The following is a 9619-nucleotide window of genomic DNA, read 5'->3' on the forward strand; positions in this document are numbered from 1 at the left end:
ATTAAGCCAAGAAATTGTGAATTCTTTTAACGAACCACGAATTCACATAAAGGGCGAAAAAAGTGAAGTTTTTGCAGATATTTTTTTAATCGAGCACGTAATTATTAATTTAATCAATAATGCTTTAAAATATAGCTCTAAAGACATACACATACAAATTAAAAACTGCGAATTTATTATAAAAGATGAAGGTATAGGCATAGAAGAAAAACATTTAAAATTAATCACCAAAAAATTCTATAAAATCAATCCAAGTCAAAGTAATTCTTTTGGATTAGGATTATTTTTAGTTAAAAAAATACTTTCTTTGCATAATAGTGCTTTAAAAATTCAATCTACTCCACACAAAGGAAGTATTTTTTCTTTTAGTATTAATTAATCACTCTCTCAAAAAGCCGTATTCATAAATTTTTAGCTCGATTTTTTTAGCCAAAATACCCAAAGCTAAATTCAAATCACTAAGTAAAATTTTATAATGCTCATCTTTTGCCTTGCTAGGTATATTCATCTTGCCTTTTTCATCTCTACCTTGAAAAAATTCTTTTATATCATACAAAGAAGCATTTACTAAATACCCCGACTTTTCTTTATGCGTGTGATAATACTTAAAAAGCTCTTTACCTGCTTTTAAAAGCTCTTTTGCTTCATTAAAAAATTCCATCTTGCCTAACTCATCATCAAATAAAACATCATCATTTTTTATCTTGCCATTTATAAATTTATACATAAAATCACTCTCAAAAGCTTCTTGAGTAATGTCTAATTCTTTCTCACTAAAAGGTATAAAGTGATTTATATCTTCTTTTGTGCTTATGCGATTTTGCTCACTCATTTATAAATAGAGTGTTTTTATAAGAAAAAAAGAATTTCTTACCTAAAAATTCCATTTTCATTAAAAATATCAAGTTTTATCTTTTTAATCTCATCTTTTTAGCTCATATCACATATCAAAAAACCTAAATTTTAAGCAAAAGAAAATTATTTTTTAATTATTTAAGTTGATTGCTTTAAATAGCTTAGTTGATTTTATAAAAATCACTACTTTTTAGTTCTAATTATATGTAAAATGCAAATTTACTATAATTTAAACAAAAAAAATATATTATTACAAAATCATTATTTGAAGGAGAAAAAAATGCTTTCTAAAGAAGTAATAGATTTGCTAAATGAGCAAATTAACAAAGAAATGTATGCAGCAAATTTATACTTAAGTATGAGTTCTTGGTGCTATGAGCATAGTTTTGATGGTGCTGGAGCGTTTTTGTTTGAACACGCTAAAGAAGAAAGTGATCACGCTAGAAAGTTAATCACATATTTAAATGAGACAGATTCTAAAGTAGAATTAAAAGAAGTTAAAAATCCTAGTAGTGATTATACTTCTTTATTGGACGTTTTTGAAAAAACTTTCCAACACGAACAAAATATCACAGCTTCTATAAATAATCTAGTTGATTTTATGCTTTCAAGCAAAGACTACTCAACGTTTAATTTCTTACAATGGTATGTTAGCGAACAACACGAAGAAGAAGCTCTTTTTAGAGGTATAGTAGATAAAATAAAATTAATAAGTGATAATGGTAATGGTTTGTATATGGCAGATCAATACATTAAAAGCTTGATAAAAAACTAATCTTCAATATCAAAGATATCTTTTATTTTAAAAGATATCTTGCAAAATAAAAGTATATTTGCTATAATCTTTCATTTAAAGGACTTTATATGCAAATGAATGAGATTATAGAAAAGATAAAAATTATCCTTCAACAAAATGGATTGTGCGGTGCTAAAGACGCTGATGTTGCTAAAGCATTGGGTATAAATCCTGATACTTTTTATAGTATGAAATTTAGAAATTCCATTCCATACAAGCAAATACTTCATTTTTTACATACACAAAATATTAATATTAATACATTTTTTTACAAAAACTCTTTTAGCGAAAATACTACCAATGAGTATAAAATTTTAAAATATTATGATGTCAATGCTTCTATGGGCGGAGGAGCTTTAAATGATAATGTAAGTTTTTCTGAAGTGATTATAGATAATAAACTTAGTGATTTTTTTGGTTCTAATCAATGCGATATTATCCCATGTATAGGTGATAGTATGGAACCTGAAATAAAAGATGATTCTTTATGTTTGATAGATAAAAATAAAAATTTCAAAGAAGGTGGAATTTTTGCAGTAAATACCAAAGATGGATTATTTATCAAGCAAATTTTTAAAAGCACAAAAGGAGTATATTTGCACTCATTTAATCTTAGTTATGCTGATGTGCATTATCAAAATGGAGATTTTTTAATAGTAGGTAAAGTTGTAGGCACCATAAGTAAAATATGATTTAAAAATTGCAAAATAAATTAAGTATAATTTTAATTTCTATCATAGCAACTTCAAAAATATACTGACAATTCTAAGCCTTGCTAATTGCTTTGAATGAAACTAAATTTAAATCATCTTTAATTTTAAGTGTTAATGAATTAAATATTTTAAAAATTATCACATTAACACTTATTTAAAATTTAAAAATTAAAAATTTAATTTAAAAAATTAGTTCTAGCTTTTTCTATTTCTTGAAGTGCTATAATTAATTCTTTTAAATTTTCATAAGGAATATGAATTTTCCAATCTATTCCACTTTCTTTTTTTAAGGCCACTCCAATGCTTAAAATATCATTACTCCCTATTCCATAAGGATTAGAAAGATTACATATACTTATTTCTCCACTTTTACTACCATTTAATTCAATAGTTTTAAGAATTTTTTTACTCATAATTTATCCTTGAAATACTGCAATAACTTTGCTTGAAATTTCAGCCAATCTTTTTGAAGCATAATAGGAAAACCTCCATATACTCTAGCACCTTCTAAATTTTTAGTTACTCCACCTCTAGCAGCAATAGTAGCAAAATCTCCAATTTGCAGATGTCCGCTTGTGGCACTTTGTCCTCCCATAGTAACATTTTTTCCTAAAATACTTGATCCAGAAATTCCACTTTGTGCGACTATAATACAATTTTCCCCTATTTCACAATTGTGCCCTACTTGGACTAAATTATCAATCTTTGTCCCTTGTTTTATAATAGTGCTTTCAAAAACGGCTCTATCAATTGTCGTGCAGGCTCCTATTTCGACAAAATCTTCTAAAATTACATTACCATTGTGATAAATTTTATAATGCTCACCATTTTTAGTATGAGCATAACCAAAGCCATCACTTCCCACGACACAATTTGCCAACAAATGACATTTTCTTCCTATTTGAGTATCATTATAAATTACAACATTAGGATGTATAATGCTATATTCTCCTATACTTACATTATCTCCTATATAAGCTCCAGCCATAATAATAACATTTTCACCTATTTCAACATTATTTCCTATATATACATTTGGCATAATCTTTGCACTTTTTGCTATCTTTGTTTTTTTCTCTTGATTGTGAAAATTTATAGGCTTAGCAAATAACTTACTTAACAAAGCAAAAGACAAATGAGGATTATCTACTACAAGTTTAATACTATCTTTAGGAACTAAATTTTCAAATTCTTTTGAAATTAAAATAGCTCCAGCACCTGTGGTAGAAATTTTTTTAGAATTCTTTTCTCCATCACAATAGCTTAATTCTGTAAAACAAGCATTATCTAAAGAATTTAAAGCTGTTATTTCTATATCATCTCCACAATATCCTACACCTAAAAACTTTGCTATTTCACTAATTTTCATTTTACCTCCATTAAAATAGAACCACTTCTTACAACACTAATAAGATTGTATTTTTTCATAGTATTTAAAAAATTATTAATCTTTAATGTATCATCACTTGCCATTATTATAATACATTTGCTATCACTATAAACAATACTACCATTATATGCTTTTAAAATAGAATCCAAACCTGCAAGATTTTCATTTAAAAGAATTTTAACTAAAATCATCTCTTTTTCTATAAAATCACTAGAATCAATAACCTTATAAGTTGGAATTAGTTTATGAAGTTGCTTAATAATTTGTTCAAAAACCTTTTCATCTCCCAAGGTAACTATATTGATTCTAGAAAATTCTTTATCATCAAGAGGTGCCACCGTGAGAGATTCTATGTTATACCCTCTTCCAGAAAACAATCCAACAACTCGTGATAATACCCCGTGCTCATTTAAAACAATAACAGAAATTACCTTTCTTTTCATTTTTTGTCCTTGTTTTTATAATTAGGTAAAATCATATTATAAATTGCTCCACCTGCTGGAACCATAGGCAAAACATTCTCGTATCTATCAATAGCCACATTTAAAATAGAAGTCTTAGAAGACTTTAAAGCTTTATTAAAAGCATTTTGAAATTCTTTTTTTGTAAATACATTATAAGCTTCACATTTAAAACCTTTAGCTATGCTAATAAAATCAGGCTGATCACTTAAATCTGTATTTGAAAATCTTTCTTTATAAAACATACTTTGCCATTGTCTTACCATACCTAAAAAAGAATTATTTAAAATAATATTAATCACTTTTATATTATAAGAACTAGCAGTCATTAATTCTTGGATATTCATCAAAAAAGACCCATCTCCAGTAAAATTAACCACTATTTCTTCATCTTTAATCGCCAATTTAGCACCTAAAGCAGCAGGTAAAGAATACCCCATTGCCCCTTGCCCTCCACTAGTTGCTAATTGTCTTGGATAATTAAAAGGATAAAATTGTGCCACCCACATTTGATGTTGTCCAACATCAGTGATAATTCTTGCATTAGGAGCTAATTTTGCACTTTCTTGTATAACCCATTGAGGCTTTAAAATTTCATCACTATCTTCATAAATTAAAGGATAAAGTTGTTGATAATTTTGTAGAGTTTTTAACCATTCTTGATGTTTTTGACAATTAAAATTATCCTTGTTTAATTCCCTTAAAATATCTTTAATAACATTTTTTATATCTCCAACTATAGGAAAATGTGCCTTAATAATTTTAGAAATAGAGCTTGGATCTATATCAATATGCACTATTTTTGCACGTTTAGCAAATTCACTTGTTTTTCCTGTAACTCTATCATCAAATCTTGCTCCAATAGCTATTAATAAATCACACTCACTTAAAGCTATATTAGCACAATAACTCCCGTGCATTCCTGCCATTTTTAAATTTAATTTATCATCGCTTTTTAAAGTCCCTAAAGCCATAAGCGTTTCAACTGCTGGAATTTGAGTTAGCAAAACTAATGATCTTATTTCTTCACTTGCATTTGAAGCTATACAACCTCCACCAAGATAAAACAAAGGCTTAGTTGAATCTTTAAGAAGATCAATTAATTTTTTAATTTGATTGATATTGCCTTTATAAACTGGTTTGTAAGTTTTCATAGTAATTTCTTTTGGATATTTCCATATGCCATAATCAGCCGTAACATCTTTTGGAATATCAATATGAACAGGACCTTTTCTACCAGTTGTTGCTATATAAAAAGCTTCTTTTAAAATTTTTGGTAATTCTTTGATATTTTTTACTAAATAATTATGCTTTACACAAGGCCTTGAAATGCCTATTGCGTCAATTTCTTGAAAAGCATCAGTTCCGATTAAAGAATTTGCAACTTGAGCAGAAATTAAAACAAGAGGAATTGAATCACTATAAGCTGTTGCTAAACCTGTTAGTGCATTGGTAAAACCAGGACCACTAGTAACAATTGCTACTCCGACCTTACCGCTCATTCTAGCATAAGCATCAGCACTATGTAAAGCAGCTTGCTCGTGTCTTACTAAGATATGTCGAAAATATTTTTGTTTGAAAATTTCATCATAAATATTTAAAGCAGCACCACCAGGATAGCCAAAAACAATTTTAACTTTTTCTTCTTTTAATGCTTCACAAATCATTCTTGAGCCACTTAACTCTACCATTTCTTACCCTTACTTAGAATGAAAAGTATTATAACTATAATTTAATAAATATGAAATTAGAGAGCAAATCCTTAATTTTAAGAATTTGCTTCTTGTGTGTTTGTTGCGTATTCTAATCCTAAATCAAACGCTTTAGCATTAGCGTCCTTAGTTTTAACTGGAACCATATCTAACATAATGTTTTTTAATACTTCAATGTTAATACATTTACTCATATAAGCAGCTATGGCTAGTGCTATTACTGATTGAGTTGCCACATTACCTACTTTTTCTTTAGCAATACTAATAATAGGAATTTCAAAAATTCTCCATTTTGCATAATCTTCTTTACTAGGATGAACTAAATTTGGCTCTATTACCATAATACCACCTTTAGCAAGACCTTCTTTAAAATTTTGATAACCTTTATCAGCGGTTGATAGCATAAAACCAATCTCACCCTCAACAGCATATGGAAAAAAAATTTCATTATTATCAATAATAATATCCACTTTAGTAGGGCCACCTCTTACTTGAGAAGTATAAGTAGAAGCTTTAAAGGCATTTTGGCCCTCTTTAATAGCTGCTTTAGCTAAAATTTCTCCAGCAGTAATAACACCTTGTCCGCCTTCGCCACAAAATCTTAATTGATATTTCATTTTAAAGCTCCTAAATCAACCATTCTTTTGTCTTTTAATGCTCGTCTAACTTCTTCATAAGCATTACAATATTCAGCTTTATTTTCATCTTGATGTAAAATCCCTATAGGAAATTTATCTTTTTTTTGTTCATCATCTAATTGATCAAATTTATTCTTTTCAACACAACGATTTTTAATCCATTCAAGCATAGTTACAGCTTCGCCCATTTTATTTTTTCTACCTAAATTAATATGACAATTTGAAAACACATCTACAAAACTATAACCTTTATGCAACAAAGCCTTATAAATAATATTTTCAAGCTTGTTTGATTCTATAACATTTATTCTTGCCACAAAAGAAGCTCCAGCAGCTTTTGTTAATTTACATGCATCAAAATTTGGATCAATATTTCCTGCTTGAGCAGTTACTGTGCAAAAACCTTGTGGAGTTGTTGGAGAAGTTTGAGAATTAGTAAGTCCATAGATAAAATTATTAATTAAAATATGAGTTAAATCAATATTTCTTCTACAGCCATGAATAGTATGATTGCCTCCAATTGCCAAAGTATCACCATCACCACTTACTACAATAATATGCTTACTAGGATTTGCAAGCTTAATTCCAGTTGCATAAGCAATAGCTCTTCCGTGAGTAGTATGAACGGTATTGCAATTAACATAAGAGCTCATTCTACCACTACAACCTATGCCAGAAACTAAACATATATCATCCATATTCCAGCCTATTTTTTGTATAGCTCTAATGATAGCTTTTAAAACAACACCATCACCACACCCCCAGCACCACTGCGTAGGAAGCTTATCTACTCTTAAATATTCATCATAATTAAAAGCCATTATATATTCTCCTTTACTTTAACAATAATCTCACTTGGAGTTATAGGACGACCATTAGCACGATGTAAGCTAATAAAATCATTCCTTTTGCTTACTCTTTGAATTTCTTCTAAGTATTGCCCCATATTTAATTCACTTACCATTACTTTATTAAATTTACTAACAATTTGTGCTATTTTTTCTTCTGCGACAGGAAAAAGCGTAATAGGTCTAAAAAGCCCTACTTTTAAACCTTCTTCTCTAAGTCTTGCAATAGCTTCTTTAACCGATCTTGCAACACTTCCATATGCAATAATCAAAAATTCTGCATCATCAATCATATATTCTTCCCAAGTGCAAATTTCATTTGCATTGTTTTTTATCTTGCCGATTAATCTTTTTATATTTTTATCAACTATAGCACCATCTTCTGTTGGAAATCCTATATCACTATGATGAAGACCTGTTATATGGTAACGATATCCTTGAAAAAATGGATTAAGCGTCGCTGCTTCATTTTCACCTGCTGCATAAGGCTTATAGTCTTTTTTATCGCCTTCAAATTTTTTACGATTAAAAATTTTAAGCTCGCTTAATTCTGGTAAAATAGCTTTACCATTCATATGACCAATAGTCTCATCTAAAAGCAAAAAAACTGGAGTCATATATTTTTCAGCTAAATTAAACGCCCTAATAGTTTCAGTATAAGCTTCCTCTAGTGAAGCTGGAGCTAAAGCTATACTGGCATAATCTCCGTGAGTTGGGCTTTTAGCTTGAAACAAATCTCCTTGTGCAACTCTAGTTGGCAAGCCAGTTGAAGGACCACCTCTCATAACATTAACAATAACAAGTGGAATTTCAGCAATAAAACTTAAACCAATTTGTTCAGCTTTTAAAGAAATTCCAGGCCCACTACTTGCAGTCATTGATTTAACACCACTCATACTAGCACCAATAGCCACACTAATACCTGAAATTTCATCTTCCATTTGTATAAAGGTGCCATCATTTTTTGGCAACATATGACTTAATTCGTGTGCTATTTCAGAACTTGGAGTAATAGGATAACCACCAAAAAATTTACAACCACAATCAATTGCTGCTTTTGCTACTAAAATATTACCGGTTGATATTACTTCTCTCATTACTTTTTCCTAAGCATTTAGTTTTTTATATTTGTTTTCTTTTACAGCCTGCGCCCTATCTTTAGCCTCTGGAGTTAGTTTTGCAAATTTAAACTCATCTCTTTTAGCTACAAAAATAGCAAAATCAGGACAATGATTTTCACATTCGCCACATCCTATGCAAGATTGAGAATGAACTACTTCTACTATTTGCCCTAGCACAGAACTAATCTCATCTCTCATAGCTAAAACACCAGCAGGACAATAACTTACACAAATATTACAGGCTTTGCATCTTGTTTCATCTACCCATACTGGTGTATCTTTTGGAGCAACCATTTATTTTCCTTTCAAGATTTTATTAATATATGTTAATAATTTTTATAAATTATTTTAATTAAAGCTCTCCATTATACCTAATTTAAAGTCTTATAAAATAATATTTAAAATATAAATGCAAGGTAAAGATATTTTAATAACACAAAGTAACATTAAAAAATAAAAGTTATAAATAATTACGATTTAAAAAAATAAATTTTTATATTTTAAGGTGCTTAAAAGTATTAAAAACTGATAAATTATCATCGCAATATTTACTATTTGAGTTTTTATTTGATTAAATTTGCTGGCAATTCAAAGATATTTTTAATCAAATTATAAGGCAATTGTATCCCTTGACTTAATAATTGAGTTTGAAAATTAGGATCGTCTATTGTTCCTGAAAGCTTAATGAGAGTGCTAATTTGTCTATCTTTGCCTAAAATGATTTGATTAATGATAGGGACTGCTGAAATTACAGAAGTTGTAGATTTTAAAGTTCTTAATTCCAATAATCCATCAAGCTCATAATTTCTTAAATTTATTTTAATTTTTCCAAAAACATCTGCACTATCTCCATTAAAACTTAATGCATCAATGTCAAATAAATCTTTCTTTCTACTAAAACTTATACCAGCATTTTCTATACTAAAACCTTTTTCGTTAAATGTTGGAGCCTTAAAAAGCAATAAACTAGGAATGGTATCTATAAAACTTAAAAATTGTTGATGAAATTTCAAATTTTTCAAATAAGTATTTTTAAATACAAATTTTCCTTTAAAAAAATCAACACTATCTCCATCAATATATAA

13 protein-coding genes are annotated in these 9619 nt (G+C 28.6%); 3 read left to right on the forward strand and 10 right to left on the reverse strand.

From position 1 onward, the window contains the following. The coding region (locus tag QZ429_RS06695; protein ID WP_291953090.1) for an ATP-binding protein at positions 1 to 379 on the forward strand (379 nt) is incomplete at its 5' end. Here the strand turns inward: QZ429_RS06695 and QZ429_RS06700 are convergent. Further along, positions 380 to 832 (reverse strand): hypothetical protein, encoded by a 453-nt coding sequence (locus QZ429_RS06700; protein ID WP_291953092.1) that lies wholly within the window; start codon positions 830 to 832, stop codon positions 380 to 382. It abuts the gene before it with no gap. Positions 833 to 1135: 303 nt separating this feature from the next. On the opposite strand from QZ429_RS06700, the gene ftnA reads away from it, so the two are divergent. Beyond that, entirely contained in the window at positions 1136 to 1630 is a 495-nt protein-coding gene (gene ftnA / locus QZ429_RS06705) for a non-heme ferritin (protein ID WP_291953094.1), read from the forward strand. 89 nt (positions 1631 to 1719) lie between these two features. Beyond that, entirely contained in the window at positions 1720 to 2343 is a 624-nt protein-coding gene (locus tag QZ429_RS06710) for a S24 family peptidase (protein ID WP_291953096.1), read from the forward strand. A gap of 197 nt (positions 2344 to 2540) precedes the next feature. On the opposite strand, the gene QZ429_RS06715 is transcribed toward QZ429_RS06710, so the two are convergent. From QZ429_RS06715 to QZ429_RS06755, 9 genes are all read right to left on the reverse strand, one after another. Further along, positions 2541 to 2777 carry a hypothetical protein gene (locus QZ429_RS06715; RefSeq protein ID WP_291953098.1) on the reverse strand — a complete coding sequence of 79 codons (237 nt, stop codon included), beginning with the start codon at positions 2775 to 2777 and terminating at the stop codon, positions 2541 to 2543. Beyond that, a complete protein-coding gene (gene lpxD / locus QZ429_RS06720; RefSeq protein ID WP_291953100.1) occupies positions 2774 to 3733 on the reverse strand; it encodes a UDP-3-O-(3-hydroxymyristoyl)glucosamine N-acyltransferase in 960 nt (319 codons plus the stop codon). The genes QZ429_RS06715 and lpxD overlap by 4 nt, the downstream gene beginning before the upstream one ends. After that, complete coding sequence (ilvN, locus tag QZ429_RS06725) at positions 3730 to 4197, reverse strand: acetolactate synthase small subunit (RefSeq protein WP_291953102.1); 468 nt, start codon at positions 4195 to 4197, stop codon at positions 3730 to 3732. Before ilvN ends, lpxD begins: the two co-directional genes overlap by 4 nt. Next, on the reverse strand, positions 4194 to 5906 hold the full coding sequence (locus QZ429_RS06730) for an acetolactate synthase large subunit (protein ID WP_291953104.1): 1713 nt from the start codon (positions 5904 to 5906) through the stop codon (positions 4194 to 4196). The genes ilvN and QZ429_RS06730 overlap by 4 nt, the downstream gene beginning before the upstream one ends. 77 nt (positions 5907 to 5983) lie before the next feature. Next, positions 5984 to 6544, reverse strand: coding sequence for a 2-oxoacid:acceptor oxidoreductase family protein (locus QZ429_RS06735; RefSeq protein WP_291953106.1), 561 nt, complete (start codon positions 6542 to 6544; stop codon positions 5984 to 5986). Next, complete coding sequence (locus tag QZ429_RS06740; RefSeq protein ID WP_291953108.1) at positions 6541 to 7386, reverse strand: 2-oxoglutarate ferredoxin oxidoreductase subunit beta; 846 nt, start codon at positions 7384 to 7386, stop codon at positions 6541 to 6543. Before QZ429_RS06740 ends, QZ429_RS06735 begins: the two co-directional genes overlap by 4 nt. Further along, positions 7386 to 8510: a 2-oxoglutarate synthase subunit alpha gene (locus QZ429_RS06745; protein WP_291953110.1), complete on the reverse strand. Its 1125-nt coding sequence runs from the start codon at positions 8508 to 8510 to the stop codon at positions 7386 to 7388. Before QZ429_RS06745 ends, QZ429_RS06740 begins: the two co-directional genes overlap by 1 nt. A 9-nt stretch (positions 8511 to 8519) precedes the next feature. Then, a complete protein-coding gene (locus QZ429_RS06750; protein ID WP_291953112.1) occupies positions 8520 to 8828 on the reverse strand; it encodes a 4Fe-4S binding protein in 309 nt (102 codons plus the stop codon). A 269-nt stretch (positions 8829 to 9097) separates the two neighbouring features. Next, on the reverse strand, positions 9098 to 9619 hold a 522-nt coding region (locus QZ429_RS06755; protein WP_291953113.1), incomplete at its 5' end, for an AsmA-like C-terminal domain-containing protein.

The sequence above is a fragment of the Campylobacter sp. genome (assembly GCF_020024835.1).
Classification (GTDB): Bacteria; Campylobacterota; Campylobacteria; order Campylobacterales; family Campylobacteraceae; genus Campylobacter_D.

Coding starts and splice junctions, on each gene's coding strand:
- QZ429_RS06700 (WP_291953092.1), bottom strand. CDS start 832: ATGAGTGAGCAAAATCGCATAAGCACAAAAGAAGATATAAATCACTTT.
- ftnA (WP_291953094.1), top strand. CDS start 1,136: ATGCTTTCTAAAGAAGTAATAGATTTGCTAAATGAGCAAATTAACAAA.
- QZ429_RS06710 (WP_291953096.1), top strand. CDS start 1,720: ATGCAAATGAATGAGATTATAGAAAAGATAAAAATTATCCTTCAACAA.
- QZ429_RS06715 (WP_291953098.1), bottom strand. CDS start 2,777: ATGAGTAAAAAAATTCTTAAAACTATTGAATTAAATGGTAGTAAAAGT.
- lpxD (WP_291953100.1), bottom strand. CDS start 3,733: ATGAAAATTAGTGAAATAGCAAAGTTTTTAGGTGTAGGATATTGTGGA.
- ilvN (WP_291953102.1), bottom strand. CDS start 4,197: ATGAAAAGAAAGGTAATTTCTGTTATTGTTTTAAATGAGCACGGGGTA.
- QZ429_RS06730 (WP_291953104.1), bottom strand. CDS start 5,906: ATGGTAGAGTTAAGTGGCTCAAGAATGATTTGTGAAGCATTAAAAGAA.
- QZ429_RS06735 (WP_291953106.1), bottom strand. CDS start 6,544: ATGAAATATCAATTAAGATTTTGTGGCGAAGGCGGACAAGGTGTTATT.
- QZ429_RS06740 (WP_291953108.1), bottom strand. CDS start 7,386: ATGGCTTTTAATTATGATGAATATTTAAGAGTAGATAAGCTTCCTACG.
- QZ429_RS06745 (WP_291953110.1), bottom strand. CDS start 8,510: ATGAGAGAAGTAATATCAACCGGTAATATTTTAGTAGCAAAAGCAGCA.
- QZ429_RS06750 (WP_291953112.1), bottom strand. CDS start 8,828: ATGGTTGCTCCAAAAGATACACCAGTATGGGTAGATGAAACAAGATGC.